A 25,772-nucleotide genomic window follows, 5' to 3' on the forward strand; every position below is an offset into this window, starting at 1 on the left:
AAATCTGACCCGCCATTGCTGCGCGGCAGCAGAAAAATACACGCAGAACACGAGAGAGAAATGAGAGGATTTTTTGTGCCCGGTTGCGCGTTTATGACTTGATGAACGGGTGGAATGGGTGGAGTGTGCGTATCTCTTGTAAAAGCCTGATAATAAAAGCCCCCGTTTTATGGACCATGCCTATGCCCGATACGATTCTGGACCGCTTTCTTCGCTACGTGGTGATCGACACCCAGTCCGATCCCGAATCACAAAGCCAGCCCTCGACGGAAAAGCAGAAAAATCTGGGCCGCGTTCTCGTCTCGGAACTCCAGGCCCTTGGCCTTGCCGATGCGCATATGGATGAACATGGAAATATCTATGCCACCATCCCCGCCACGGTGGACAAGCCCGTTCCGGTCATCTGCTTCTGCGCCCATATGGACACCGCACCGGATTTTACCGGCACCAATGTCAAGCCGCAGGTGGTTCGCAATTATCAGGGCAGCGACATCGTGTTGCCGGGCGATACCAGCCGGGTCATCCGCGTCAGCGACAATCCCGAACTGAAGAACCAGATCGGCCACGATATCGTCACCACCGACGGCACCACGCTGCTTGGCGCAGATGACAAGGCAGGCGTGGCCGAAATCATGACGGCGGCGGCCTTCCTGATGGCGCATCCCGAAATACCGCATGGCACGGTCAAAATCCTCTTTACCACGGATGAGGAAATCGGCCGGGGCGCCGACAAGGTCGACCTCAAGAAACTCGGCGCGGCGTTCGGCTATACGATGGATGGCAGCACGGTCGGCGAAATCGAGAACGAGACCTTTTCAGCCGACGGCGTCGATATCGCCATCACCGGCGTCGCCATCCATCCCGGCACGGCGAAAGGGCGCATGGAAAATGCCATCCGCATCGCCAGCGACATCATTGCACGCCTGCCAAAGGATCAGGCGCCGGAAACCACAGAGGGACGGCAGGGCTTCATCCATCCCACCGGAATCGACGGCGCGCTGGAGGGCGCAACGATCAGCTTCATCATCCGCGACTTCGAAGTGGAGGGCCTGCATGCCAAGGAAAAGCTGCTGGAAGACATCACCCGCGAGGTGATGAAGGCCTATCCCGGCTCCTCCTACAGCTTCAAGGTTCGCGAGCAGTATCGCAACATGAAGATGGTGCTCGATCAGCATCCCGAGGTGATGGACAATCTGGCCGAAGCCGTACGCCGCGTCGGCCTCGAGCCGAAACTCACCAGCATTCGCGGCGGCACGGACGGCTCACGCCTTTCCTTCATGGGCCTGCCCTGCCCCAATATCTACACCGGCGGCCACGCCTATCACTCCCCTTTGGAATGGGTGAGCGTGCAGGACATGGAAACGTCCAGCCGCACGATTGTGGAACTGGTAAAGGTCTGGGCGGACCGGGCCGTTAAAGAATAGCTTATTTGCCGTGAAATAGGGACCTGGCTTCATCAATCGATAGAACTTCATCTCCGTTATGAATGATCGTATGACAATTGGGACATACAGGTCGTAGATCTTTAATGGGGTTGACTTTATACCCCCTACGAATTTGGGACATAGGCTTGATGTGATGAACCTGAATTACGTTCTTGCCCCGCGCGCCGTAGACCTCTTCAAGGAGCACATCGCATACGACGCACTTATATCCGTAGTATTTCAGACAAGCATCGCGAGCTCTTCGATTTCGTTCATACCGAGTGATCTCACATACAAAAGGAGATCCTTCCTCGTAAGCTTCTTTAACAAAACAATTGTCAGATGGCTGACTTTTTTGCGAACCATCCGCGCCTATTAGACTCCAAGTCTGCAAACTTTTTGTTTTTGAGAATTTAGGCGCAGCTTGATATTTATGCGAGATAATTTGCCCCCGCCTCTGCATACCAGAAAGCAAATTTCCAACTGCTGCGTAAGCTGTATATGCGGGCTTATCAGCAATTTTTTCCTTGATAATATCCCAGCGGTCCGGGAAATTAGATCGAAGGCAATCGGCGATTTCATAAGTACTGAAAATTCTATTCGGATTCTCTGAAAGAATCTGAATTATAGCTGGCGGAACGCTAAGCTTCATCAACACCTCCAAAATTTGAAGTGAGCTGATGAAAACCTATTTCCTTTAATAAACGGAAAACGCTCAGGTTGCATCTACACATGAGCACAGCCGAATCTTAACCTCAACGTCCGGTACAAACGTATTCAGTGGACTTGCTACAATCTCAAAAGCCCTCGTGCGTTCAGGGCATACCTTTATAAATATTTACTCCGCCGCCGTTTTCATATCCATGTCGTCGGTGGCGTTTGGATCGCCCGGGAGGGTTTCTGCTTCCAGATCGGGAAAGGCGACAATGCGTTTGCCGGAAAAATCCGTGTGGACCACGACAAGGCCCTGTTCCTCGAAGTAGCCGAGCAGTCGCCGCGCGCGGCGGGCGGAATGGGTGCCATAGGCTTTGGCGATACGCAGATCCGAAGGGCATGGCTCATTGCGAATGGCGGCCTTGGCCATCAGCAGGAAGACGCCTTGCAGGTCATCCGACACGCGCTGCGACAAGGACAGCGCAGTTTGCCAGCTTTCCGATGCTGCTGTCTCTTCGTCCACACCGGCCCGCGCAACGGCCACCCGGCGGCGGAATTCGCCCATCGGCATGGGAGGGCCGGTCACGCGGCGCATGCGAGCGCGCACCAGAAACTCTTGATAGAGCACGGAATCTGTACGATAGGCTGCCTGCGGATCTTCCAGAATTTCGGCAAGCACGGCGGCAAGCCGCCCTTCCCGCTCTTCCGGTGACAATTCGGGCTGCGCCGGGGCGCGAGGGGCGGATATGTCCTCACCGCTGGCGGCAGGGGTAGCCTTGGAAAGCTCCGCCAGAATATCTGTTGTGGGCCGCGGTGCCGGTGGTGCGCGGCGGACAACGGGCCGGTTGAACTCTTCCGGATCGGGCGTGAAGATCAGGTCTTCCACATCCTGCGGCGCTTCCGGCAGCGGCATCAGTTTCGGGCTCGACGAACGGGCCGAGGTTTCCACCGGGCCGATGACGATGGGCAGCGGACGCCGCGACATGGCGGGACCGAGAGCCACAAAGTTGCCCCGCTTAAGATCGCGAAACATTTCCGCCTGACGGCGATCCATGCCGAGCAGATCGGCCGCGCGCGCCATGTCGATGTCCAGGAAGGTGCGGCCCATCAGGAAGTTCGAGGCCTCGGCGGCCACGTTCTTGGCAAGCTTGGCCAGACGTTGAGTGGCAATAACACCGGCCAGACCGCGCTTACGGCCACGGCACATCAGGTTGGTCATGGCGCCCAGCGAGAGCTTGCGGGCATCTTCCGAAACGTCACCACCGACCGATGGCGCAAACATCTGCGCCTCATCCACGACAACGAGGACCGGATACCAGTACTCACGCTCAGCATCGAAAAGTCCGTTCAGAAAGGTTCCGGCAGCGCGCATCTGCTGCTCGATATCCAGCCCCTCCAGCGTCAGCACGCAGGAAACACGATGCTGGCGAATACGGGTGGCAATGCCGATCAGTTCCGCATCGGTACGATCGCCATCCACGACGATATGGCCGTATTTATCGGAAAGCGTAACGAAATCGCCTTCAGGATCGATGATGACCTGCTGTACCCAAGGCGCGGATTGCTCCAGCAGCCGCCGCAACAGATGCGATTTTCCCGAACCGGAATTGCCTTGCACCAGAAGGCGGGTTGCCAGAAGCTCTTCGATATCGAGCTTGGCAGGCTGACCGCCCGCCACGGTTCCCATATCGATCCCGACCTGCACGCCAACACCCTTTCAAACGCCAACCGTCACTGTCCATGAATGACGTCAGTGTTTAGCATATCTTCATCATAAAGAGTGGCTGCTTTTCACGAAACCCACAGGCAATAAACTGCCGGGAAACCGGATCATTCACCCGGATGCATGCGGCGGCGGGCCCGGTCGCGTCGCTCCCAGAACCAGGCATAAGCCCATCCACCCGCTGCGATCGACAGCGGCAGCACCACGAACGCGAATATCTGCAATTCGTTCATTGGAGTCTCCGCAGAATACGTCTTCCTGATAAATGTAATACGGCGGCGGCAAAAAGCCAACAGATCGCCGAAATAATAAAAGGAAGGACGTGCGAGACGGCATTGCTCGGCGTGTAAAGCGCTGCGGCGATGGGCGCAAACACGCCAACCGTCAAACAGGATGTGGAAGCCCGATCAAAGGCATTGGCCACGAATTTCGTCCGCTCGTTATGAATAAGCGTCATCGCTGCGGCCTGCTCTGTCCGTCAATCCGGCTCTTCCACCGGTACGGGGGATACGAGAATCTTGTCGATGCGCCGCCCGTCGAGATCTACCACTTCGAATTTCCAGCCATTCTTTACAAAGCTTTCGCCAAGCGCCGGAATGCGTTTCAGTTCGTCGAGCACGAACCCGGCCACGGTGGTGAAATCCGGATCGTCTTCCACCGGAACGCGGATATGATCCACGAATTCATCGATGGGCGTCCAGCCCGCCACCAGATAGGAGCCGTCCTCACGCATGACCAGCGCCGGCTCATCCTCGCCATCCTCCTGAAAGGCGCCGGTAATGGCTTCCAGAATATCGCCGGAGGTGATGATCCCTTCAAAGTGCCCGTATTCGTCATAGACCAGCACCATATGCATGGTGGTTTTGCGGATGGACTGGATGATATCGATGGCGCCTGCCAGATCCGAGACGATCGGCACTTCATGGGTCAACGCCAGAATATCGACTTCCGCGCCCTTGGCCAAAGCATCATAGAAATTCTTGACCAGCAACACGCCGACAATCTCGTCGGAATTGCCGTTGCGCACCGGCAGGCGCGAATGCTGCGAGCCGGAAAGCTTTTCGCGGATTTCCTCGATCGTGTCTTCGGTATTGATCGTTTCAACGTCGCGGCGCGGGGTCATCAGGCCGCGCGCGGTGCGGTCGGCCAGGCGCATGACGCCGGAGATCATCTGCGATTCTTCGGATTCGATCACACCGGCGCTTTGCGCTTCGGCGAGAACCGTCTTGATTTCCTCATCCGTGACGGTGCCGGATGCCGCACCCTTTTGCCCGAGAAGCGCCAGCATGGCCCGACCGGAACTGTCGAGCAACCAGACCAGGGGAGCGGCAATTTTCGACATCACCAGCATGGAACCAGCCACGCGGGCGGCAATCATTTCAGGATTGCGCAGCGCGATCTGCTTCGGCACCAGCTCTCCGATGATCAGCGACAGATAGGTAATGAGAACGACCACGGACCCCACGCCAAGCGCATTGGCAAGCGGTTCGGAAAATCCTTGCGTTACAAGCCATTGGGTCAGGCGCGCACCCAGCGTCGCACCGGAAAACGCGCCGGAGAGCACGCCGACAAGCGTAATACCGATCTGCACCGTAGACAGAAAACGGCCGGGATTTTCGCCGAGCCTGATGGCCACTGCCGCACCGCGATGGCCTTGTTCGGCCAGAACTTTCAGACGCGCCGCGCGGGCGGAAACAACAGCAAGCTCAGACATTGCCAGCACGCCGTTCAGGAAGGTGAGCAGCACAACAATAAGGATTTCAGCAAACAAGCGTTTTTAGGTCTCATAGGAACCGCACAATGGCGGCGGGCTTCAAGCTGTAGCACAAGTTCCGGCCACATTCCAAATGCCGGAACCAAGATTTCGGCAAGCAATATTCAACCTGCGATATCGGCCTTGGTGACAGAGGCCATCCCTTGACCCTCAAAAATCTCCGGCGTCATCGTCAGACCGAAGCCCTGCATCAACCGCCGCGTGGAGAAATCGCTGCGTCCCGACGTAAAGATCGCCACATCCGGCGCATCGGGATGGGTTGCCTCCTCCGTCCAGGGCACCAGCCGTCGTGCCTGCCGGGCAATGGCTTCGGCGGGGTCCAGCCAGTCCACCGGCCAAGGGGCAAGCTTGCGGAAGAGATTGGCAAGAAAGGGATAATGCGTGCAGGCCAGAACCACGATGTCGGTCTTGGCCCCGTCCTGCTCCTGAAAGCACGGCGATACTTCCGCCAGCACGGCCGCCTCATCCACCGCCTCACCGCGAATATAGGCTTCCGCCAGCCGGGCAAGGCCCTGGGATCCGACGAGATGCACGGCACAGCGGCTGGCAAAGGAAGCAATCAGATCCTGTGTATAAGCGCGCTTGACCGTACCCGGTGTCGCCAGCACGGTGATCAGGCCGGATCGCGTCCGCTCCGCCGCCGGCTTGATCGCCGGAACCGTGCCTATAAAGCGCATATCGGGATAGGCCGCCCGCAAGGCGGCCCCGGCAAGTGTAAAGGCTGTATTGCAGGCAATAATCACCGCTTCCGGCTGGTGGCGCTGCAACAGCACCCCGAACAGCGAAACGATCCGCGCCCTGAGCGGCTCTTCCGCCCAGTCTCCATAGGGAAAGGCCGCATCATCCGCGACATAGACAAACCGGCGCTCCGGCATCAGCACCCGCGCCTCGCGCAGCACCGTCAAACCGCCAATGCCCGAATCGAACACCAGCACCGGCTTTTCGTCAGTCGTCGTCATGCCCCGGTTCCCGCCCCTCACCTGCTTGCGCGGCCTCTGGATGAGGCCTGCGGCGCTGGAAGCGATCCAGCGAGGAGATCACCCCACGCATCACGCTCAATTCCGGCGAGGTAAAGGCCCTGCGGGACAGCACGGCGCGCAGGTTGTCGATCATTTTCGGCTTTTTGTTGATCGGATGGAAATAGCCCCGCGCATCCAGCGCCTCTTCAATATGCTCGAAAAAGCCGATCAGCTCATCCTTGGTGGCAGGCGCCTGCTCCACCTCCTGGAAGGGCGTTGCCGTCACATCGTCCATGCCGGATTTCATCCATTCATAGGACATCAGCAGGACGGCCTGGGCAATATTCAGCGAGGCGAAGGCGGGGTTGACGGGAAAGGTGACGATCTCATCCGCCAGCGCCACATCCTCATTGGTCAGGCCTGATTTTTCCCGTCCGAACAGGATGCCGGTGCGCTCGCCGGTGCGGAAGCGGCTGCGCAGCGTTTCAGCCGCCGTCACGGGGGAGCGCACAGGCTTGAATCCGTCGCGCTGTCTGGCGGTCGTGGCATAGACGAAATTGAGGTCGGCAATCGCCTCCTCCAGCGTATCGAACACCTGCGTGCCATCGATGACGTGATCGGCCTTGGCGGCGGCGGAGCGCGCCTTGTCCGAGGGCCAGCCGTCCCGGGGATTGACCAGCCGCAATTCCGCCAGCCCGAAATTGGCCATGGCGCGCGCCACCATGCCAATATTCTCACCCAGTTGCGGCTCCACCAGAATGATCGCCGGTCCCTCGGCAATCATCCGGCGCTCGCTATTCGTCCCTGCCATTGCGTTCGTGCCCATTTCTTGAAACCGGCGCTTCACTGGCACAAACGGCGGCAAAAATCAAAAGGCCCTGCCAATTTTCAGGGCTTAAAACCTGGAAACACGCCGTCTTGAGAAATGCATTCCCTGCACCTCAGGATTTCACGCAAGCAGGCCTCTTCCTGTTTGCCTTCACCGCTGAGAATGCTATAGGCAAACGCGGTCAAACCAGACAGCCGGGCGGCATTTGGCCGCTCCCAAGCGTGAGGAAGATTTATGCAAAAGATCAAGGTTGCAAACCCGGTCGTCGATCTCGACGGCGATGAGATGACGCGCATCATCTGGCAGTACATCAAGGACAAGCTGATCCTGCCCTACCTCGATCTTGAGATCGAATATTACGACCTCTCGGTTGAAAACCGCGACGCCACCGACGACCAGGTGACCGTGGATGCCGCCAACGCCATCAAGAAGCACGGCGTCGGCATCAAGTGCGCGACCATCACGCCGGATGAAGCCCGCGTCAAGGAATTCAACCTGAAGCAGATGTGGAAGAGCCCGAACGGCACGATCCGCAACATCCTGGGCGGCGTTATCTTCCGCGAGCCGATCATCTGCAAGAACGTTCCGCGCCTCGTTCCCGGCTGGACCCAGCCGATCGTCGTCGGCCGTCACGCTTTCGGTGACCAGTACCGCGCCACCGATTTCAAATTCCCGGGCAAGGGCAAGCTGACGATAAAGTTTGTCGGCGAAGACGGCGAAGTGATCGAAAAGGAAGTCTTCAACGCTCCGGGTTCGGGCGTGGCCATGGCCATGTACAACCTGGATGAGTCGATCCGCGAATTCGCCCGCGCCTCGATGATGTACGGCCTGATGCGCAAATGGCCGGTTTACCTCTCTACCAAGAACACCATCCTCAAGGCCTATGACGGCCGCTTCAAGGACATTTTCCAGGAAGTCTACGAGGCTGAGTTCAAGGCGAAGTTCGATGAAATCGGCATCACCTATGAGCACCGCCTGATCGACGACATGGTAGCTTCCGCGCTGAAGTGGTCCGGCGGCTATGTCTGGGCCTGCAAAAACTACGACGGCGACGTGCAATCCGATACGGTTGCCCAGGGCTTTGGTTCGCTCGGCCTGATGACCTCGGTTCTGCTGACCCCCGATGGCAAGACCGTCGAGGCCGAAGCCGCTCACGGCACGGTGACGCGTCACTACCGCCAGCACCAGAAGGGTCAGGAAACCTCGACCAACTCCATCGCCTCCATCTTCGCCTGGACGCGTGGCCTTGCCCACCGCGCCAAGCTGGACGACAATGCGGAACTTGCCCGCTTTGCATCGACGCTGGAAAAAGTGTGCGTGGAAACCGTCGAAGCCGGTTACATGACCAAGGACCTCGCGCTGCTGATCGGTCCCGACCAGCCGTGGCTCTCCACCACTGCCTTCCTCGACAAGATCGACGAAAACCTCCAGAAGGCCATGGCGGCTTGAGGATATCGGGCGGTTTAGCCGCCCGGTGATCTGCTGATTTCTCGAAGGCCCGGAGATGTCCCGCGACATTGCCCGGGCCTTTGACATTTTATTGCCGGTCTACGAATTTGTTGAATCGGCTCGTTTCGCCATCCTGGGTCTCGTCCTGATAGAGAAAGGCGAGTTTGCTGGCTTCGAAAATCTCGAAGAACTCCTCCCAGCCTATTTCCTCGAAGGCCTCTTCCTTCTCTCCAAAGTCGATGCGCAGGACACCGCCTTTTCCTTCCGTGCGGATGACGGAGGGACGCCCTCCTCGCTCTTCCACCCATGCGCGGATCTCATCGTGATCGGTTGTCGTCTGGGACGTCATTGGCTCCTCCTAAAATGATGCAACAGGCCGGATAATACGAAGAGTCATTGAACATGACTCTTCGTATTCCCTTTTCGAATATCTCAAGCCCCTGATGCATTTGAGATATTCGAAATCCTTTCAAGGCGAGGATGCGTTAGCATCTTCGAGCCTTGGTATAAGTCCCCCTGTCGTTATCAACCCTGCGGCTCTCGTGAAGTTCCAGCGGGCCTGCTGCATAATTCCTTAAATCGGAATCGATTTAAGATGAAAATTATGCAGCAGATTTAAAGTGTTACAGCGTCCTTTGTGCGTTTGATAAAACGCACGGCGCTGTAGACGTGACGGTTGCACCATCCAGCCGTGCGAAATATGCATACATAAATAGTTTGAAAGCTAATTATTTCTATCCTATCTAGGGTGTGTGGGGATTCAGTTTTGGGGGAGGCGAAAACGGTGATTTTCGAGAACCGGAGCGGAGTGTACTTGAGTACATGAGCACCGGAAGCGCAGGAAATTGCCGTTTGCAGCCCGCCCAAAGCTGAATAACCAAACACCCTAGAATACAGAACAAGGCAGATTGCCCCTTCCCCATTTTTGTCCGGTGAGTGAACAATGCAGGATCATCACGCGATGCAACGCGCCTTTACCACCCAACTGTTTTCCGCCGCGCGCGTCTGGCGCCGCTGCATTGATCCGGCGCTCAGTGCCCATGGCATTTCCGAAGCCTGCGCCGCCCCTCTTGTCTGGATCGGGCGCATGGGCGGCGGTGTGCGGCAGATCACTCTGGCCGAACAGATCGGCATCGAAGGTCCGTCGCTGGTACGGCTGCTGGATCAGTTGGAAGGCATGGGCTTCATTCTCCGCAAGGACGACCCGCATGACCGCCGCGCCAAAGGCCTTTGGCTGACTGAGGCCGGAAAGGAGATGGCGGAGAGGATCGAAGGCGTGCTCGATGAAGAACGCACCCGCCTGATGCAGGATATTCCGCAGGCGGACCTGGAGGCGGCCCTGCGCGTTCTATCGGTTTTCCACGATCGCTGTGCGGCAGCCCGTTCTGCCCGCGCCAAGGGAGACGCATGATGACCATGCCCGGCTGGAGAGACTGGCTTTTTTCCGTAAAGGCCTTCATTGCCGCCATGCTGGCACTCTATATCGCGCTGGCGCTTGATCTCTCACGCCCCTATTGGGCGCTGTCTGCCGTCTACATCGTCTCCAGCCCCTTTTCAGGCGCAACGAAATCCAAGGCGCTCTACCGCGTCATGGGCACTGTGCTGGGCGCCGTTGCAGCCGTGATTTTTGTGCCGGTTTTCGTTAATGCGCCGGTCCTGCTGTCGCTGATCGTGGCGCTGTGGACGGGAACACTGTTGTTCATCTCCATGCTGGATCGCAGCGCCCGCAGCTATGTCTTCATGCTGGCGGGCTATACGCTGCCGCTGATTGCCCTGCCGACCGTGGGTTCACCCGATACGGTGTTCGATGTTGCGCTGGCCCGCGCCGAGGAAATTACGCTTGGCATCGTCTGCGCCAGCCTGGTCAGTAGCGTCCTCTTTCCCTCCAGCATCGGAACCGTTTTCAGGGACCGGATCGACGGCTGGCTGGCTGATGCCGGTGCCTGGGCCGATGATATTTTGCGTGGCGAAGGTGCAACACCGGTCACTCCGCTGAAACGGCAGAAGCTTGCTACAGATGTCACCGCGCTCGACCAGTTGATCAGCCAGTTGAGCTATGATCCCGCAACGGTGGATGTGGTGCGCGAGGCGCGCGAACTCAGAAGCCGCCTGCTGATGCTGCTGCCGCTCTTCTCATCGCTGGCAGACCGCTTGCATGCCCTGAAGATGGAAGAGGGCGATCTGCCGCCCGAACTGCCTGGCCTCTTGCAAAGGACCGCAGACTGGATGGGCAAGGGCGCAAACAGCGACACGCAGAGCTCGGCCCATGCGCTTATTGCCGCCATCGATACGCTTTCCGCCGGCAATGACCGCAGCGACTGGCAGCGACTGGTGCTGACCGGCCTCCTGGCGCGGCTGAAGGAAATCATCCAGCTCTGGCAGGATTGCCTGACCTTGCGCGACACCATCGGCGGCCAGACCGAAAGCGGCAGCTTCAAGCCGGAATTTCGCGAACGCCGGCTGCAACTGGGTGCGCGGCATTACGATCATGCTCTGCTGGTGGTGAAGGCCGGTACCGTGGTGGCGGGAACCTTCGCCGCCTGCATGATATGGATTTTCCTGGGCTGGGACCAGGGTGCAACCTTCGTGGCCATGGCTGCTGTTGCCTCCTCCTTCTTCGCCGCCCAGGACCGGCCCGGGCCGATGATCCTCTCCATGCTGTTGTGGACCGGCGTCGCCATCGTCACATCCTTCATCTACATCTTCGGCATCCTGCCGATGATCAACAGCTTTGAGATGCTGGTGATGGTGCTGGCCCCGGCCTTCCTGTTCCTCGGCCTGCAAATGACCAATCCGGCGACCATGACGCTTGCCATGCTGATGGCGGTGAACAATGCCTCTTTCATTGCCATCCAGGACCAGTATTCCGCCGATATGACCAGTTTCGCCAACAGCTCGATTGCCACCATGCTGGGGGTCAGCTTCGCCTTCGTCTGGGTTACGGCGACGCGGCCTTTCGGCGCGGAACTGGCCGCAAGGCGGCTGGTGCTGTCGGGCTGGCGGGATCTGGCGCAAACGGCGGCGGGATTGCGCTCTGCTGACCACAACCGTCTTGCCTCGCGCATTCTTGACCGGCTTGGCCAGCTGGTGCCGCGCCTAGCCACGGCGACCACCCGCGATATTCAGCAGGTGGACGGCTTTGCCGACGTGCGGCTTGGCTTCAACGTGCTGATCCTGCAGGAAGACCGGGCAAGGCTTGCCGAGCCCGAGCGGCAACAGGTCTCCGCCGTGCTTGCGGGAATTGCCGATCATTATCGTCGTCAGGTGCGGGCCGCTCGCTCACTGCCACCGCCCGAGGCATTGCGAGAGGTGGTGGACACTGCGCTTTTGAGCCTGCGTCAAGCCACCCCGCCTGAAAACCTGAGGCGTTCGGTGGATTCGCTGGTGGGGCTGAGACGCGTTCTCTTTCCCGAAGCGCCGCCACCTGAGCGCAGCAGGACACTCAACCCTGAAACACCGCCGTCACACCAAGCCCTGCCCAACGCAGCCGAGTAACGACCATGCCGAGTGAAATTGACCTTTACGGGCTCTTCGTGCCCCGCCTTCTCCTGCTGATGCTCGCTGCCCTTGTGATCAGCATACTGCTGCGCAAGGGGCTGGCATGGATTGGCTTTTACCGCCTCGTCTGGCACCGCGGCCTGTTCGATATCGCGCTCTACACGCTGCTGCTCGGCGGCCTTTCGGCGCTCGCGAATCTTTGAACCCCAAATGCCTGATCCCGGAGAAGTGTCCTGATCCGGTTGATCACGCCCTATCACGCTATGGATAAAACCATGAACACGCTCAAACTGATCGGCAGAATTTGCCTCACCCTGATTGTCGTCGCTGCCGCCGTGCTGGTCGGCCGCCATATGTGGACCTATTACATGGAAGAACCCTGGACGCGGGATGGCAAGATCCGCGCCGATATCGTCAACATCGCTCCGGATGTGTCCGGGCTGGTGAGCGATGTCATGGTCAGGGACAATCAACAGGTCCATACCGGCGATATCCTCTTCCGCGTCGATAAGCGCCGCTTCGAACTGGCGCTGGCCCAGGCGGAGGCTTCGCTGGAACAGTCTAAATCCAGCTGGGATCTCGCCATTCGCGAACGCGAACGGCAGGAACGGCTGGGCGATTCCGGCTCGATCCAGGAGCGGGAAAAAGCGGCCTCCACCGAGGAACAGGCCGCCGCCGCCTATCGTGAAGCCGTCGCCACCCGCGACGTGGCGAAGCTGAACCTCGAACGCGCCGACGTGCGCTCCACGGTGAACGGCACGATCAGTAACCTCTCACTCCAGCCGGGGGATTATGTCGCCGCAGGAACCGCAAAGGTAGCGGTGGTCAACAGCGATTCGCTGCGGGCGGAAGGCTATTTCGAGGAGAACAAGCTGCCACGTATAAAGCCCGGCGACCGCGCCCGCATTCATCTCATGGGCCAGAAAATCGTGCTGGATGGCGTGGTTGACAGCATCGCCACCGGCATCGAAGACCGCGAGCGCTCCTCTTCCACCGGCCTGCTCGCCAACATCACCCCCACCTTCAACTGGGTTCGCCTTGCCCAGCGCGTGCCTGTTCGTATTCGCCTGATCAATGTACCACAGGACGTGGCGCTGATTGCCGGTCTGACGGCAACCGTGGAAGTGATCGGCCCGGACGGCGAGCAGTTGAGCAGCAAATGAAAAAAGGCGCCGGTGCGACAACCGGTGCCTTTTTCATTTTCAAATATTTTCAGCTCATACCAAGGCTCGAAGATGCTGACGCATCCTCGCCTTGAAGGAATTTCGAATATCTCAAATGCGTCGATGGCTTGAGATATTCGAAAAGGGAATACGAAGAGTCATCTTCAATGACTCTTCGTATCAGCCGACGAAAGCGCGTTCGATCACGAATTCCGCCGGCTTGTTATTGGCGCCTTCGGTAAGGCCAGCCTTTTCCAGCAGTTCCTTGGTGTCTTTCAGCATCGCCGCAGAGCCGCAGATCATGCCGCGATCAATGGCGGGGTCCAGAGGCGGCACACCGAGATCGGTGAACAGCTTGCCATTGGCAATGAGATCGGTGATGCGGCCCTGGAAGGGGAAGTCTTCACGGGTGACGGTCGCGTAATGCTTCAGCTTGTCGCCGACGATTTCGCTCAGCATCTCATCGGCCTTGATCTCTTCGATCAGGTCGAAGCCATATTTCAATTCGGATACTTCCCGGCAGGTATGGGTGAGGATGACTTCCTCGAACTTCTCATAGGTTTCCGGGTCGCGGATCAGGCTGGCAAAGGGCGCGATGCCGGTGCCGGTGGAAAACATGTAAAGGCGACGGCCCGGCACCAGAGCATCCAGCACCAGGGTGCCGGTCGGCTTCTTGCGCATCAACACCTTGTCGCCCGGCTGAATGCGCTGCAAATGCTGCGTCAGCGGACCATTGGGCACCTTGATGGAGAAGAATTCCAGTTCTTCATCCCAGGAAGGGCTGGCGATGGAATAGGCGCGGTAAATCGGCTTGCCCTCGACCATCAACCCGATCATCGCGAACTCGCCGGAGCGGAAGCGAAAACCCTGAGGCCGGGTCATGCGGAAGCGGAAAAGACGGTCCGTATAATGCGTCACGCTCAGCACGGTTTCGGCGTAGACGCCTTCCGGCACGATGAGTTCGGCTTGGTCGGTTTTCACAGGAGCGTTCATCGAAATTCTAACCTTGCATATCGTCCACGGCCATTTCACGGGGCTCCTATACACTTGAAGCGTGTTTTGGGAAAGCCCGGGCAATGACAAGCCAGCCTCGCGGCGAGCACATATCATTCCATGACCGGAAACCTGTTTCGTTACTGACAGAGATCACATCGCATCAGAGTGTTTCCCGAAAAGGTGGAATCCGGTTTGCCGTCCGGAAACACATAAAAGCTGCAACGGCTCACCCCGCGACCGTCCGGCGGCGCCAGCTATAGCCTTCCACCTCTGCCGCCGGACGCGCCGTCGGCTGATAGTGGTTGGCAATGCCCGGCAGGCGGCCTTCCTCCAGACGCTTGATGGCCACGGCATTGGTGACCGCAAAGCTGTTGAAGCCGGTGCGCAACATCAGCGGCACCTGATCGATCAACACGTCGCCAACGGCACGAAGCTCGCCCTGATAGTTAAGCCGCTCGCGCAAGAGCGAGGCATGGCTGAACCCGCGGCCATCGTTGAAGGCGGGAAACTGGACGGCAATCAATTCGACACGGTCGAGGTGGGCCGCGAGTTTGGTGACATCATCGGCTGGCTTGATGAGAACACCAAGGCCGACCTCATTGGTTTCCGCGACTGCGCTCAGGAACGCATCGAGAGGCAGGAGCGGCTTCTGCCCCTCGCCTGCCTTGACCTCATCGGTCTCGATGATCCAGTTATCCTGCTCGGCAAAGCCGCTTTCTTTCCAGATACGGGTCATGATCTTGTCCTCAGGCGGCTTCGGCAGCAGCGCCGTAAAGCGCATCCTTGAAGGGCTTCGGCCCAACGCGGCGATAGGCTTCCAGGAAGGTTTCCTCGGGGCTCAGACGCAAGCCCAGATAGGTATCCACCACTGTCTCAACGGCGTCCGTCACCTTCTCGGGCTCGAAGCCGCGGCCAATGATTTCACCGATCGACGAGTTTTCATCGCCGGAACCGCCGAGCGTGATCTGGTACAGTTCCGCGCCCTTCTTCTCCACACCCAAAAGGCCGATATGGCCGACATGGTGGTGGCCGCAGGCATTGATGCAGCCGGAAATCTTGATCTTCAACTCGCCGATTTCCGCCTGACGGGCCTGCGAGCCGAAACGCTCGGAAATGGCCTGCGCCACCGGAATGGACCGGGCATTGGCCAGCGCGCAATAATCCAGCCCGGGACAGGCAATGATGTCCGTAATCAGATTGGAGTTTGCGGTCGCCAGATTGGCAGTCTTCAGGTTTTCGTACAGCGCATAAAGATCAGCCATGGCCACATGCGGCAGAATGAGGTTCTGCTCATGGCTCACGCGGATCTCGTCAAAGGCGTAACGCTCGGCCAGATCGGCCACCAGTTCCATCTGCGCATCCGAGGCATCGCCCGGAATGCCGCCGATCGGTTTCAGCGAAATCGTCACCATGCCATAATCGGGATGCTTGTGCGGCTGCACGTTCTGAGCAACCCAGGTGGCGAAATCGGCATCCGCCTTCTTGGCCTTGGCGAGGAGTTCCCAGCCTTCGGGGCGGGCTGCCAGTTCAGGCGGGGCAAAATAACGCTCGATGGCGCGAATGTCTGCATCGGGAAGCTTCAGAACGCTATCCTTCAGCTCGGCAAATTCGGCTTCCACCTGTCGCGTCAGTTCTTCCGTGCCGGTTTCATGCACGAGGATCTTGATGCGGGCCTTGTACTTGTTATCGCGGCGGCCATGCAGGTTATAAACGCGCACGATAGCCGTCACATAGGACAGAAGATCCTCTTCCGGCAGGAAGTCGCGAATCTTCTTGGCGATCATCGGCGTACGGCCCTGCCCGCCGCCGACATAGACGGCAAAGCCGAGCTTGCCCGCCTCGTCCTTTTTCAGTTGCAGGCCAATATCGTGCACCTGAATGGCTGCACGGTCATGCGGCGCCCCTGTCACCGCAATCTTGAACTTGCGCGGCAGGAAGGAAAACTCCGGATGAACGGAGGACCATTGCCTCAGGATTTCCGCGTAAGGGCGCGGATCGGCCACTTCATCACGGGCCGCACCGGCAAAATGATCCGCCGTCACGTTGCGGATGCAGTTGCCAGAGGTCTGGATGGCATGCATCTCGACGCTGGCGAGGTCTGCCAGAATATCCGGCGTGTCCTTCAGGGCGGGCCAATTGTACTGAATGTTCTGCCGCGTGGTGAAATGGCCGTAGCCACGGTCATATTTGCGCGCCACATGGGCCAGCATGCGCAACTGTTTCGAATTCAGCGTACCATAGGGAATAGCGACACGCAGCATATAGGCATGAAGCTGCAGATACACGCCATTCATCAGGCGCAGCGGCTTGAAGGCATCTTCCGCCAATTCGCCGGAAAGGCGGCGCGCCACCTGATCACGGAACTGCTCCACGCGGGCGGACACGAAGGCGTGGTCGAACTCATCGTAACGATACATGCTAATCCTCAGGCAGCAACGAAATCGGAATCGGCAGCGCCGTATCCGTCAGCATAGGCAATGGTGGGACCAAGCGCGCGAATACGCTCACGCAGGCGCAGCGGCCAGAGCTTGCCATCCCGCTCCTCGACATCGACGACATTGACGTCAACGACGAGATTATCGGCAAAGGCGCGCTTGCCGGTTTCCTCGAGCGCGGCCACGGCTTCAGCATGGCGCGCCACGAAGGCATCCTGAAGGTTTTCCGTCCAATTGCCGGCGGCATCGAGCCAGACGGCAATGCCATCCAACAGGCGATTGGCAGTCAAGACTTTCTGAGCCATGGTCAAACCCTCACTGTTTCCTGATCGGCATCCGCCGAGAGGCGAAGCGGCTTCGACAGCGCGAAATTCGCGCCCGCCACCGCATCCCCGATAATCACCATGACGGGGCCTTTCAGCTCTTCGCGATGCTCAAGCCCCGGCAATTCCAAAAGCGTACCATGCAACAGCGTGCGGCTGGCGCGCCCGGCATTTTCAATCACGGCCACGGTGGTATCCGCCGCAAGCCCTGCCTGCATCAAGCGCTCCGCAACGGAAGCTGCGACACTGCGGCCCATATAAACTGCAACCGTTGCGCCGGAAAGAGCAAGACGGGCCCAATCCGGCAAAACATCGCCATGCAAATCATGGCCGGTGGTAAAGACCAGCGAGGACGAAACACCCCGCAGCGTCAGCGGCAATTCGAAATCCGCCGCCGCGGCAAGAGCGGAGGTTATCCCCGGTACGATCTCATAGGCCACGCCGGCATCGCGAAGGGCGGCCATTTCCTCGCCAGCCCTCCCGAAAACCAGCGGATCGCCGGATTTCAACCGCACCACCCGCTTGCCCGCCAGACCGAGTTCCACCAGCAGCGCGTTGATCTCGCTCTGGGACTTGGAATGGCAGCCTTTACGTTTTCCAACGGGAATGCGCTCGGCATCCCGCCGCCCCATATCCACCACGGCCTGCGGAACCAGGGCGTCATACACGATAGCGTCTGCTTCCATCATCAGGCGATGCGCACGAAGCGTCAGCAAATCCTCCGCACCCGGCCCCACCAGGAAAACCCGGCCTTCGACCTTGTCAGCCGCCACACCCTTCAAGAGCCGGGTCGCTTCGCGGCGGGCCGCGCTGACATCGCCAGCCTCTACCGCATCGGCAACCTTGCCCTTGAAGAAAGCGCGCCAGTACAGACGGCGCGGAGCACCGCGCGGCACCAGCTTTTCCACCGCCGTGCGGTAGGAGTTTGCAAGACGCCCAAGCTTGCCCATCGAACGCGGCAGAAGACGGTCCACATCGGCGCGGATCATCTGCGCCAGTACGGGACCAACACCCTCCGTGCCAATCGCCACCGCAACAGGCGCGCGGTTGACGAGCGCAGGCGTGTAGAAATCGCAATAGTCGGGCTGGTCCACGGCATTGGCCGGAATCTTCATCGCACGGGCGGCATCGACGATCCGCCGGTCTTCGACATTTTCACCGGTTGCCGCAAAGACGAGTGCAAAGCCTTCAAGAAGGGCGGGACAGAAATCACGGTCATCCACCACAATGGCTTCCCGCGCCAGAAAAGCCGCGTAATCCGCCTCCGGCTCTTTGGCGAAGGCAATAATGTCAGCTTCAGTGTTGCGCAGAAGCCTGGCCTTCGCATAGGCCTCGTCTCCAGCACCAAAAACGGCCACCTTCGCGCCAGCAACGCGAAAGAAAGCCGGGAACACTGTCAGCCTGTCCGAATCCTTGGTCAACACGCACCTCTTTGACATGAGTATCGTCAATTAAGCACAGTTCCTGAAGAAACAGAAATCCGTATGACCGCGAAGGCGGGCATTTCTTTGCTCAGTGTTGCCGGTGGCACGCAAAACCCATCCGCGCGTGCCCATTGCTGCCCCAAAGGCGTGGATGAACACCCGGCATATTCCATTCCCGGGCGTTTATGCGCTACAACGCCATGACAAAGAAAAGAAGGACATCCCCTTGAGCGACCCAAGCCTGACAGCCCGCCTGCTCGACGTGATCGAAAATGATATCGTTCCGCTGACGCAAAAAGGCGTCGAAGCCGGAAACAAGATCTTCGGCGCCGCCATCCTGCGCAAATCCGATCTTTCGCTGGTGCTGGCGGAAACCAATAACGAGCTGGAAAACCCGCTGTGGCACGGCGAGGTTCATACGCTGAAGCGGTTTTACGAAATGGCGGAGCGGCCCGACACCTCCGATCTCATCTTCCTCTCCACCCACGAACCCTGCACCATGTGCATGTCCTCCATCACCTGGGCGGGGTTTGACAATTTCTATTACTTCTTCAGCCATGAGGACAGCCGGGACGCCTTTGCCATTCCGCACGATCTGAAAATCCTCAAGGAAGTCTTCGGCCTTGAGCCCGGCGGCTATCGCAAGCAAAACGCCTTCTGGCACAGTTTCTGGCTCAATGAGATGATCGAATTCGCCGATGACAGCGAAAGGCAGGACCTGATGGTGCAGGCGGAGCGCATCCGCACGCTCTATGGCGACCTTTCCGCCCGCTACCAGTCCGGCAAATCCGGCAACAGCATCCCCCTCAACTGAGCAGCAAACGGAACAGACGGATGGAGCCTTCGAAGGACATTGCGCGGCTGCTCGAGATCATGGCCGCCCTGCGCCAGCCGGATACCGGCTGCCCTTGGGACATCGAGCAAAGCTTCGAAACCATCAAGCCCTATACGATTGAAGAAGCCTATGAGGTGGCAGACGCCATCGAGCGCAATGATCCGGATGATCTCTGCGAGGAACTGGGCGACCTTTTGCTGCAGGTGGTTTTCCATGCCCGCATCGCCGAAGAGCAGGGCCTGTTCAGCTTCGGTGACGTGGTGCAGGCCATCACCCGCAAGATGATTCGCCGCCACCCGCATGTCTTCGCCCGCTCTGATGCCGATACGCCTGAGGCCGTAAAAGCGCAATGGGACGCCATCAAGCAGGCGGAAAAACGCGAACGCGCCGCGCGCCGCACGCAACGTGGCATGGCGGAAGACAAGGCCAAGGGGCTTCTCGCAGAAGTCCAGCGCAGCTTTCCGGCCCTGACAGAGGCCCTGAAAATCCAGGAGAAAGCTGCGAAAGTCGGCTTCGACTGGGACAAGCCGGAGCCCATTCTCGACAAGATCGAAGAAGAAATCGCCGAACTGCGCGAAGCGCTGCGGGACGGTGCGCAAAACCGCGTTCAGGATGAGTTGGGCGATCTCCTCTTCGCCCTCGTCAATATCGGACGGCATGTCAAAAGCGATCCCGAACAGGCGCTGCGCGGCACCAACAGCAAATTCCGGCGCCGTTTCCGGCACATCGAGGAGAGTCTGGAAAAACAAGGTGAAGATATTCACCACGCCACGCTGGAGCGCATGGAAGAACTCTGGCAAGACGCCAAGCATCTGGAACGCCAGGCGGACACAACAGAATAAGCCCCTGACGATTGAGGGAATAAGGGGTTTTCCCACCTCGCATCGTGGGGAACCTCTTGCATTTTTTTTCCAGCCCGTTGAAAAGGCTGGCAAGCGGACGTGGCGAAACTGGTAGACGCAAGGGACTTAAAATCCCTCGGAGTGATCCGTACGGGTTCGATTCCCGTCGTCCGCACCATCTCTGAAGATCCTGACGTCGCTGTCTTTTCCTGAACCGTTCAAAAAACTTTCGGTTGAGATCACTGAAATTTAAGGCTTGCGGAACACAACTGGAACATATAGCGTATGTTCTGGATTTGTTTCACGGATTCGAGGATCCCCGATGCTGACGCGCAAGCAACAGGAACTTCTGCTTTTCATTCACGAGCGAATGAAGGAATCAGGCGTGCCGCCTTCCTTTGATGAGATGAAGGATGCGCTCGATCTTGCGTCCAAATCGGGCATCCATCGCCTGATCACGGCGCTGGAGGAACGCGGCTTTATTCGCCGGCTGCCGAACAGGGCGCGTGCGCTTGAGGTTATCAAGCTGCCGGAAGCGATGATGCCGAGCATTCCGCCCCGGCGGGGGACGTTTTCGCCCTCCGTTATCGAGGGCAGCCGGGGCAAGCCGCCTCAGCCGAATGTTGCGCCGAAGCCAGTTGAAGAGTCCAAATCCACCTCTATTCCCGTCATGGGGCGCATTGCCGCCGGTGTGCCGATTTCGGCGATCCAGAACAACACCCACGAGATTTCCGTGCCCATGGAGATGCTCGGCACGGGGGAGCACTACGCCTTGGAAGTCAAAGGCGATTCGATGATCGAGGCGGGTATTCTCGATGGCGATACGGTGATTATCCGCAACGGCAACACCGCAAGCCCGGGGGATATCATCGTCGCGCTGGTGGATGATGAGGAAGCGACACTCAAGCGCTTTCGCCGCCGGGGCGCCTCGATTGCTCTGGAAGCGGCTAACCCCGCCTACGAGACCCGTATTTTCGGGCCGGACAGGGTCAAGATTCAGGGCAAGCTGGTGGGGTTGATTCGGCGCTATCATTGATATCGTGACAGGCGGATAATACGAAGGGTCATTGAAAATGACAGTTCGTATTCCTTTTTCGAGTATCTCAAGCTTCTGACGCAATTGAGATATTCGAAATCTCTTCAAGGCGAGGATGCGTCAGCATCTTCGATGCCTTGGTATTATCGCCTCACATCTGCCAGGACATCCAAAAGGGTCTGTTTGCGATCCAGGTTGTAGGCGGAAGCAATCGTCAGGCGCTCGATGATTTCGCTGGAGAGCCTCGATTGTGCATCTGCGCGGTGGAGGTCACCTTGAAGAGCGGCGCTTTTGGCTTCCTGCATCAGATATTCCGACAGATGTTCGATGAAGAACTGGTAGATGACATCACTGTCTTTTCCTGAAAGGGCATCCGCCAGTTTATGCATCTGTCGGCGTGCTACCACTCCATCAGCCGAGAGAATGTCGCGGAAGGCAGCCAGAATATCCGCGCCGCCATAGTTCAGCAGCTTCAAGGCTTGCGATACGCTTCCCTTGGCAAGGGTCGCCAGCATGTCCGTCTGATCAGGCTGCACCGCAAGCCCAAGATGGTCCAGCGCCTGCTTGAGATCGGAAGACGTCAAAGGCGCAAGCCGCAGTGGCAGGCAGCGTGAGCGAATGGTTGGCAAAAGCTTGCCGGGTGCATGCGACAGCACCAGAAACAGCGACCGCTTCGGCGGCTCCTCCAGCACCTTCAACACGGCATTGGCGGCATTGCGGTTCATGTCATCTGCGGGATCGATGATGACGATGCGCCAATTGCCAGTACCGGAGGTCTGCGAGAAGAAATGCCCCACACGGCGAATTTCCTCGATGGTGATGGCAGATTTCACCCGTCCGCTCTTTTCATCCACTGGCCGCGTAATATGCAGAAGATTATGTGAAGCCCCGGAGGCGAGCTGACGGCCCACCACGGATTGTGGATCGGGATTGGCCAGCATATCCGGCGCACGCTCTGGATCCGGATGGCTTAGAACGTGATGGGCAAAGCGAAAGGCCAGCGTCGCCTTACCGATGCCTTCCGGCCCTTCGATCAGCAGAGCATGATGCAGCTTGCCGCTGCGATAGGCCTTGGCCAGAAAGGTCTCTTCCGCCTGATGACCGAAGAGCTGTGTGTTTTGCACCGGCGCAATCGCACCATCAAGAAGACCGGGCGCTTCCATCAGCGGCTCCGTCCAGTTGGCAGCTTTGCATTCGCCAGAAGCGGCTCAACCAGAGCAAAAATGCGCGCTGCAATCAAATCCTGTGCCGCCGCACCATCCACCACCTTGCAACGGTCGGGCTCGGCGGCAGCAATTGCCAGAAAGGCTTCGCGCCGCTTCTCATGGGTGGCGCGCTCTTCCTTTTCGAAGCGGTCCGGCTGATCGTTCCCTTGCGCCCCTGCCCGCTGCCGCGCCCGCGCAAGCCCGGTTTCAGCGGGTAGATCAAGGATAACCGTAAGATCCGGCACGACGCCATCCACAGCCACCCGCTCCAGACGGGCGACGAAATCCGGCTCCAGATTGCCGGTTGCCCCCTGATAGACGCGGGAGGAATCCATGAAGCGGTCGCAGAGCACGATACCGCCCTTTTGCAGAGCCGGACGCACCAGCGTGCGCACATGGTCGTTTCGCGCAGCAGCAAACAGCACCGCCTCCATACGCACGCCAAAACGCTCCGCCGCACCGGAGAGCAAGACATGGCGCAAAGCTTCCGCCGCTGGCGATCCACCCGGCTCGCGGGTGACGGTGACAGGCAATCCAAGGGCACGCAAACGCTCGGCCAAAAGGCGAATCTGCGTAGACTTCCCCGCCCCTTCACCACCCTCGAATGTCACGAACAAACCGCTACCTGCTGCCACGGGCCTATTGTCTCCTACACCCCGGCAGGGGCATGATCCTCCTCGCTCTTTACTGTAATTTCCGCGAAAGCCCAATGCTTTCACAGCCAGAAGAACAGCAATTCCACCAGCGCATCACGGGCGCGGGCGGTGAGTGGCGCCAGAGCAGAGGCGTCCGCCGCGTGAAGCGGTTCCTGCCGCAGGACCTTGTCGCCCAGGCGGATTTGCAGCCGCGCGATCTCATCGCCCTTACCAAAGCCCGGACGAAGCGGCCAGGCATAGGTCACATCCGCTTCCAGCTTGTCCGCGGAGCCTAGGGGCGCATAGACATCGACCGGCTGCTCAGCCACCAGCGCGACCTGCTTCGGCTCACCCCCATAGACGGTCGCCTTTTCCACTTCCTGTCCGGCCTCAAACAGGCGGATCTTCTCAAAAGAAGAAAAACCCCAGGCAAAGGCACGCGCAGCATCGTCCACCCTCGCCTTTTCGGTCTCGCTGCCTGCCATCACCAGAAAAAGCCGCGTGCCGTTCTGCTCCGCAGAAGCCACCACGGAATATCCTTCTCCCTCGGCAAAGCCTGCCACCAGGCCGTCCACGCCGGGAGCCTGGCCCAGGAGCGGGTTTCGATTACGCTGGAAAATCCGGTTCCATTCGAAATCGGGCTGTTTGTAGAGGCTGTAAAATTCCGGATAGGCTTGCCGCACATGTTCGGCGAGCTTCAGCATGTCACGGGCGCTCACCTTGTTGCCGGGGTCTGGCAGACCCGTCGCATTGGCAAAATGGCTGTCCTTGAGCCCAAGGGCGGCGGCCCGTTCATTCATCCGCTTGACGAAATTCTCCTCTGATCCTGCCATTCCTTCCGCCAGGATCAGGCAGGCATCATTGGCCATCTGCACCATCAGCCCGCGCAAAAGCGCGCTGACAGGCACACGCGAGCGGACCGCCGCAAACATCGTCGCCGTGCGCGACGGTGCGCCACCTGTCCGCCAGGCATTTTCGGAAACAGGAAATTCATCCTCCAGCCGCAAGCGCCCGTTCTTCAGCGCATCCAGCACAACCTCCGCCGTCATCAGCTTGGAAAGGGAGGCAGATGAAAAAGCTGCCGCGCTCTGCTTTTCAAACAGAATAGTGCCGGTTTCCTCCTCCACCAGCAAAACCTGCTTTGCGTCAGTCACGAAGGCCTGCGGCGTCTGCGCAGGCGCAGATGTCGCGTTAAAAAACGAAACCAAGAGGAAAAAGCAGATGGCGGCCAGACGCAGGCTCAAAGCGATCCTTCCTGCGGAACGAGTCAAAGAAAACCGCGCTTCACAGGAATCGCGGTTCATTCCTCATAGCATGCGCCTACAGCGCCGTGCGTTTTATCAAACGCCCTAAAGCAAGACGAGCAGAAGATCAGCCGTCATTTTCCACGTAAGCTGATCCAACCTTGACCGGCTGGGGGCCGACATTCCAGCCCGGCGGCAGGCCGTTTTTCTGCATGGGCTGCGGTGCAGGAGCCGAGGCAATGGCAGCAGGCTTGCTTCGCTGAACCGGTTGCGGCTGGACGCTCGCTCTTGCAGGTTCACGATAGACCGGCTGAGGTGCGGGCGCCACGGCAGCCTGACGCACCGGCGGCAACTCTGCACGGATTGCCGTGCGCTGCACCGGCTGCGGCATGGCAACCGGCGCCTGTGCGACCACTGGCTTGGGAGCCGTATAAGCCTCCTGAACCGGCGGGGCCGCCCTGACCGCAGGCTGCTGCGGCGCGTTATAGGCTACCGTCGGCGCGGACTGAACCGTCGGCTTGGAGGTCTTGGCGGCCGGACGCGACGGCTCGGTCGGACCGGCAAAGCGGCCAAAGAAGCTCTGCAGCGGCGAAGAATTCGACGCCACCATGACATTGCCGTTCAGCATCGGATCATTGAGCGGAACGCGCTCACCCTTGCGGGTGTAGGATGCCATCAGATAGGGCATGTCGTGGCCGCTCATATCGGCTGGTCCGACATATTTCACCTTCACATGCGCCGTGCCGTGGCCCTTCACATCAAGAAGTTCAGCAGCCTTTTCCGATAGGTCGATCAACCGCCCCTCGTGGAAAGGTCCGCGATCATTGACGCGGACGATAACAGAGCTGCCAGTATCGGTATTCGTCACCCGCGCATAGCTGGGCAGCGGCATGGTGGGGTGGGCTGCGGAAATGCTGTACTGGTCATATACTTCGCCATTGGCGGTGTAGCGGCCATGGAAAGCCGAGCCATACCAGGATGCAAGGCCATTTGCCTCGTAATTGGGATTTTCCCGTGGCGTATAAACTTTGCCAGCCACCACATAAGGATCGCCGACAAGCCGACGGCCACCACCCTTCGGCACAGGACCGTTTTCCACCACACGCGGGCTTGCCTTCACGCCATAAGCAGATTCAGCAAAATATTCCTTGCTGCGCTTCTTCGGCGTATTGATCTTGGAGGTGTCGTGGGTTGTGGAGCACGCTGCCAGCGACAGCCCGAAACAGGCCAATGCCACACCCCTAAAACAAACCGTAACCGGCCGAAAAGCTTTAATCACCAGCATAACCTTCATCGCACCAAGGCCGACATCTGGATTGCGAAT

Annotated in this window: 25 protein-coding genes, 1 tRNA gene and 1 pseudogene; 10 read left to right on the forward strand and 17 right to left on the reverse strand. The window is 58.8% G+C overall.

Translation table 11 applies throughout. From position 1 onward, the window contains the following. Positions 1 to 182 precede the first annotated feature (182 nt). Positions 183 to 1,424, forward strand: coding sequence for a peptidase T (gene pepT, locus QO005_RS00250; protein WP_307155973.1), 1,242 nt, complete (start codon positions 183 to 185; stop codon positions 1,422 to 1,424). A 1-nt stretch (position 1,425) separates the two neighbouring features. Here the strand turns inward: pepT and QO005_RS00255 are convergent, their stop codons facing one another. The 7 genes from QO005_RS00255 to QO005_RS00285 form a co-directional block, all read right to left on the reverse strand. After that, entirely contained in the window at positions 1,426 to 2,076 is a 651-nt protein-coding gene (locus QO005_RS00255; RefSeq protein WP_307155974.1) for an HNH endonuclease, read from the reverse strand. 186 nt (positions 2,077 to 2,262) lie between these two features. Then, positions 2,263 to 3,783, reverse strand: a complete 1,521-nt coding sequence (locus QO005_RS00260) for a helicase HerA domain-containing protein (RefSeq protein WP_307155975.1) — start codon at positions 3,781 to 3,783, stop codon at positions 2,263 to 2,265. Positions 3,784 to 3,908: 125 nt separating this feature from the next. Beyond that, positions 3,909 to 4,034, reverse strand: a complete 126-nt coding sequence (locus tag QO005_RS00265) for a hypothetical protein (protein ID WP_307155976.1) — start codon at positions 4,032 to 4,034, stop codon at positions 3,909 to 3,911. Next, entirely contained in the window at positions 4,031 to 4,258 is a 228-nt protein-coding gene (locus QO005_RS00270; protein WP_307155977.1) for a hypothetical protein, read from the reverse strand. Before QO005_RS00270 ends, QO005_RS00265 begins: the two co-directional genes overlap by 4 nt. 21 nt (positions 4,259 to 4,279) lie before the next feature. Further along, positions 4,280 to 5,572 (reverse strand): hemolysin family protein, encoded by a 1,293-nt coding sequence (locus QO005_RS00275; protein ID WP_307155978.1) that lies wholly within the window; start codon positions 5,570 to 5,572, stop codon positions 4,280 to 4,282. Positions 5,573 to 5,679: 107 nt separating this feature from the next. After that, positions 5,680 to 6,534 (reverse strand): glutamate racemase, encoded by an 855-nt coding sequence (gene murI / locus QO005_RS00280; RefSeq protein ID WP_307155979.1) that lies wholly within the window; start codon positions 6,532 to 6,534, stop codon positions 5,680 to 5,682. Then, a complete protein-coding gene (locus QO005_RS00285; RefSeq protein WP_307155980.1) occupies positions 6,521 to 7,345 on the reverse strand; it encodes an RNA methyltransferase in 825 nt (274 codons plus the stop codon). Before QO005_RS00285 ends, murI begins: the two co-directional genes overlap by 14 nt. A 252-nt stretch (positions 7,346 to 7,597) precedes the next feature. Here QO005_RS00285 and QO005_RS00290 point away from each other — a divergent pair, with 252 nt between their 5' ends. Beyond that, a complete protein-coding gene (locus QO005_RS00290; RefSeq protein ID WP_307155981.1) occupies positions 7,598 to 8,812 on the forward strand; it encodes an NADP-dependent isocitrate dehydrogenase in 1,215 nt (404 codons plus the stop codon). Positions 8,813 to 8,900: 88 nt separating this feature from the next. Here the strand turns inward: QO005_RS00290 and QO005_RS00295 are convergent, their stop codons facing one another. Then, positions 8,901 to 9,161 (reverse strand): bifunctional DNA primase/polymerase, encoded by a 261-nt coding sequence (locus QO005_RS00295; RefSeq protein ID WP_307155982.1) that lies wholly within the window; start codon positions 9,159 to 9,161, stop codon positions 8,901 to 8,903. 594 nt (positions 9,162 to 9,755) lie between these two features. On the opposite strand from QO005_RS00295, the gene QO005_RS00300 reads away from it, so the two are divergent. The 4 genes from QO005_RS00300 to QO005_RS00315 all read left to right on the forward strand — a co-directional run bounded on the left by QO005_RS00300 (position 9,756) and on the right by QO005_RS00315 (position 13,473). After that, positions 9,756 to 10,223, forward strand: coding sequence for a MarR family winged helix-turn-helix transcriptional regulator (locus QO005_RS00300; RefSeq protein ID WP_307155983.1), 468 nt, complete (start codon positions 9,756 to 9,758; stop codon positions 10,221 to 10,223). Then, positions 10,223 to 12,307 (forward strand): FUSC family protein, encoded by a 2,085-nt coding sequence (locus QO005_RS00305; RefSeq protein WP_370877991.1) that lies wholly within the window; start codon positions 10,223 to 10,225, stop codon positions 12,305 to 12,307. Before QO005_RS00300 ends, QO005_RS00305 begins: the two co-directional genes overlap by 1 nt. 5 nt (positions 12,308 to 12,312) lie before the next feature. Beyond that, positions 12,313 to 12,513: a DUF1656 domain-containing protein gene (locus tag QO005_RS00310; protein ID WP_307155985.1), complete on the forward strand. Its 201-nt coding sequence runs from the start codon at positions 12,313 to 12,315 to the stop codon at positions 12,511 to 12,513. A gap of 72 nt (positions 12,514 to 12,585) precedes the next feature. Further along, a complete protein-coding gene (locus QO005_RS00315) occupies positions 12,586 to 13,473 on the forward strand; it encodes an efflux RND transporter periplasmic adaptor subunit (protein ID WP_307155986.1) in 888 nt (295 codons plus the stop codon). A gap of 180 nt (positions 13,474 to 13,653) precedes the next feature. On the opposite strand, the gene QO005_RS00320 is transcribed toward QO005_RS00315, so the two are convergent. From QO005_RS00320 to cysG, 5 genes are all read right to left on the reverse strand, one after another. Next, positions 13,654 to 14,466 (reverse strand): ferredoxin--NADP reductase, encoded by an 813-nt coding sequence (locus QO005_RS00320; protein WP_307155987.1) that lies wholly within the window; start codon positions 14,464 to 14,466, stop codon positions 13,654 to 13,656. 229 nt (positions 14,467 to 14,695) lie between these two features. Beyond that, positions 14,696 to 15,205 carry a DUF934 domain-containing protein gene (locus QO005_RS00325; protein WP_307155988.1) on the reverse strand — a complete coding sequence of 170 codons (510 nt, stop codon included), beginning with the start codon at positions 15,203 to 15,205 and terminating at the stop codon, positions 14,696 to 14,698. Positions 15,206 to 15,215: 10 nt separating this feature from the next. Further along, positions 15,216 to 16,886, reverse strand: a complete 1,671-nt coding sequence (locus QO005_RS00330; RefSeq protein WP_307155989.1) for a nitrite/sulfite reductase — start codon at positions 16,884 to 16,886, stop codon at positions 15,216 to 15,218. Between the two features lie 8 nt (positions 16,887 to 16,894). Next, complete coding sequence (locus tag QO005_RS00335; RefSeq protein ID WP_307155990.1) at positions 16,895 to 17,209, reverse strand: DUF2849 domain-containing protein; 315 nt, start codon at positions 17,207 to 17,209, stop codon at positions 16,895 to 16,897. Positions 17,210 to 17,211: 2 nt separating this feature from the next. Then, positions 17,212 to 18,648 carry a siroheme synthase CysG gene (gene cysG, locus QO005_RS00340; protein WP_370877972.1) on the reverse strand — a complete coding sequence of 479 codons (1,437 nt, stop codon included), beginning with the start codon at positions 18,646 to 18,648 and terminating at the stop codon, positions 17,212 to 17,214. Between the two features lie 229 nt (positions 18,649 to 18,877). On the opposite strand from cysG, the pseudogene QO005_RS00345 reads away from it, so the two are divergent. The 4 genes and pseudogenes from QO005_RS00345 to lexA form a co-directional block, all read left to right on the forward strand. Further along, positions 18,878 to 19,322 (forward strand): annotated as a pseudogene (locus QO005_RS00345) (deaminase); the annotation flags it as partial. Positions 19,323 to 19,485: 163 nt separating this feature from the next. Then, entirely contained in the window at positions 19,486 to 20,328 is an 843-nt protein-coding gene (gene mazG, locus QO005_RS00350) for a nucleoside triphosphate pyrophosphohydrolase (RefSeq protein ID WP_307155993.1), read from the forward strand. 93 nt (positions 20,329 to 20,421) lie between these two features. Next, a tRNA-Leu gene (locus tag QO005_RS00355) sits at positions 20,422 to 20,506 on the forward strand. A 144-nt stretch (positions 20,507 to 20,650) separates the two neighbouring features. Then, positions 20,651 to 21,364 (forward strand): transcriptional repressor LexA, encoded by a 714-nt coding sequence (lexA, locus tag QO005_RS00360; protein WP_307155994.1) that lies wholly within the window; start codon positions 20,651 to 20,653, stop codon positions 21,362 to 21,364. A gap of 143 nt (positions 21,365 to 21,507) precedes the next feature. Here lexA and QO005_RS00365 read toward each other — a convergent pair whose 3' ends face one another. The 4 genes from QO005_RS00365 to QO005_RS00380 all read right to left on the reverse strand — a co-directional run bounded on the left by QO005_RS00365 (position 21,508) and on the right by QO005_RS00380 (position 25,685). Next, on the reverse strand, positions 21,508 to 22,530 hold the full coding sequence (locus QO005_RS00365; protein WP_307156559.1) for a DNA polymerase III subunit delta': 1,023 nt from the start codon (positions 22,528 to 22,530) through the stop codon (positions 21,508 to 21,510). Further along, positions 22,527 to 23,204, reverse strand: coding sequence for a dTMP kinase (tmk, locus tag QO005_RS00370; RefSeq protein WP_307155995.1), 678 nt, complete (start codon positions 23,202 to 23,204; stop codon positions 22,527 to 22,529). Before tmk ends, QO005_RS00365 begins: the two co-directional genes overlap by 4 nt. A gap of 80 nt (positions 23,205 to 23,284) precedes the next feature. Beyond that, a complete protein-coding gene (locus QO005_RS00375; protein WP_307155996.1) occupies positions 23,285 to 24,358 on the reverse strand; it encodes a D-alanyl-D-alanine carboxypeptidase family protein in 1,074 nt (357 codons plus the stop codon). Between the two features lie 217 nt (positions 24,359 to 24,575). Beyond that, entirely contained in the window at positions 24,576 to 25,685 is a 1,110-nt protein-coding gene (locus tag QO005_RS00380; RefSeq protein ID WP_370877973.1) for a septal ring lytic transglycosylase RlpA family protein, read from the reverse strand. Between the last annotated feature and the right edge of the window lie 87 nt (positions 25,686 to 25,772).

The organism is Allorhizobium paknamense (genome assembly GCF_030815125.1).
GTDB classification, from domain to species: Bacteria; Pseudomonadota; Alphaproteobacteria; order Rhizobiales; family Rhizobiaceae; genus Allorhizobium; species Allorhizobium paknamense.

Bases quoted from the DNA above. Each gene is read 5' to 3' on its own strand.
- pepT (WP_307155973.1), top strand. From the start codon at position 183: ATGCCCGATACGATTCTGGACCGCTTTCTTCGCTACGTGGTGATCGAC.
- QO005_RS00255 (WP_307155974.1), bottom strand. From the start codon at position 2,076: ATGAAGCTTAGCGTTCCGCCAGCTATAATTCAGATTCTTTCAGAGAAT.
- QO005_RS00265 (WP_307155976.1), bottom strand. From the start codon at position 4,034: ATGAACGAATTGCAGATATTCGCGTTCGTGGTGCTGCCGCTGTCGATC.
- QO005_RS00270 (WP_307155977.1), bottom strand. From the start codon at position 4,258: ATGACGCTTATTCATAACGAGCGGACGAAATTCGTGGCCAATGCCTTT.
- murI (WP_307155979.1), bottom strand. From the start codon at position 6,534: ATGACGACGACTGACGAAAAGCCGGTGCTGGTGTTCGATTCGGGCATT.
- QO005_RS00285 (WP_307155980.1), bottom strand. From the start codon at position 7,345: ATGGCAGGGACGAATAGCGAGCGCCGGATGATTGCCGAGGGACCGGCG.
- QO005_RS00290 (WP_307155981.1), top strand. From the start codon at position 7,598: ATGCAAAAGATCAAGGTTGCAAACCCGGTCGTCGATCTCGACGGCGAT.
- QO005_RS00295 (WP_307155982.1), bottom strand. From the start codon at position 9,161: ATGACGTCCCAGACGACAACCGATCACGATGAGATCCGCGCATGGGTG.
- QO005_RS00300 (WP_307155983.1), top strand. From the start codon at position 9,756: ATGCAGGATCATCACGCGATGCAACGCGCCTTTACCACCCAACTGTTT.
- QO005_RS00305 (WP_370877991.1), top strand. From the start codon at position 10,223: ATGACCATGCCCGGCTGGAGAGACTGGCTTTTTTCCGTAAAGGCCTTC.
- QO005_RS00310 (WP_307155985.1), top strand. From the start codon at position 12,313: ATGCCGAGTGAAATTGACCTTTACGGGCTCTTCGTGCCCCGCCTTCTC.
- QO005_RS00315 (WP_307155986.1), top strand. From the start codon at position 12,586: ATGAACACGCTCAAACTGATCGGCAGAATTTGCCTCACCCTGATTGTC.
- QO005_RS00320 (WP_307155987.1), bottom strand. From the start codon at position 14,466: ATGAACGCTCCTGTGAAAACCGACCAAGCCGAACTCATCGTGCCGGAA.
- QO005_RS00325 (WP_307155988.1), bottom strand. From the start codon at position 15,205: ATGACCCGTATCTGGAAAGAAAGCGGCTTTGCCGAGCAGGATAACTGG.
- QO005_RS00330 (WP_307155989.1), bottom strand. From the start codon at position 16,886: ATGTATCGTTACGATGAGTTCGACCACGCCTTCGTGTCCGCCCGCGTG.
- QO005_RS00335 (WP_307155990.1), bottom strand. From the start codon at position 17,209: ATGGCTCAGAAAGTCTTGACTGCCAATCGCCTGTTGGATGGCATTGCC.
- mazG (WP_307155993.1), top strand. From the start codon at position 19,486: ATGGAGCCTTCGAAGGACATTGCGCGGCTGCTCGAGATCATGGCCGCC.
- lexA (WP_307155994.1), top strand. From the start codon at position 20,651: ATGCTGACGCGCAAGCAACAGGAACTTCTGCTTTTCATTCACGAGCGA.